This window comes from Kosmotoga sp., assembly GCF_982836095.1.
This window is the reverse complement of the sequence record NZ_CEYIHJ010000080.1, coordinates 1-727: the sequence shown is the minus strand read 5'-3', so window position 1 is coordinate 727 and position 727 is coordinate 1. Positions and strand designations below refer to the sequence as shown.

The window sequence follows — 727 nt, the reverse complement described above, 5'->3', positions numbered from 1 at the left end:
TCTACCTAAAGTGCGCTATCAAGTGGTCGCCGCGATACCGGATTTCGATGCAAATACAGTTTCTATAAGTGTGAGATATGGAAGGGAAAAGCTCAAAGCTGAAAAGAAACTCAGCTATTATGGCCTGTACAAACTCGGTTCAATAGTGGGCACCGCAGTGGAAGAAAGGCTTAGTTTCGGGCTAAATCCTTCAAATGGAACAGTTGCAATTGACACGCTTGTTTTTATTCCTTCTGTTATAGGCATTTATTTGGATACTTCAGATCAAACGATATTGATAAATAACAGCAATGAAACTTTCAGCGGCGTCCCCCGCGGCAAATGCGCTCTCGTACCTGGAAAAGCAATTTCCTCTGGTGAGATTTTTCAAGTTGCAGTTTCTTGTCAGGCAGTGAAGATAAAGCAGGAAAGAGATTATTTTCTCCTTGACCTTTTTCCGCTTTACAACAACAACGGGATAGTGGATGCAAACCATAGGCGAAAAGGAAATTTCGACAACATTCAAGGCATTACAGGTGCAAGCTATCCCCTTGAAGAAATAAAGAAAAATATTGAGAACGGCTTTCTTCTAATGAAAGACATCCCTTTTCTATTTTCAGATAATGGTTTGGATAACCTTAGAACCAAGAAACAATGCATCAAAGTGGGGTTGAAAGCATCGGAACTCTGGATACTTGGTTCTTCTGACCATGGTGATTATACCGGAGAACTCGTCATAAAATACAAG

Annotated in this window: 1 protein-coding gene; it reads left to right on the top strand. The window is 40.7% G+C overall.

Going from position 1 to position 727, the window contains the following annotated elements:
- Positions 1–22: 22 nt before the first annotated feature.
- The coding region (locus AC3LHT_RS06395) for a hypothetical protein (protein ID WP_488662318.1) at positions 23–727 on the top strand (705 nt) is incomplete at its 3' end.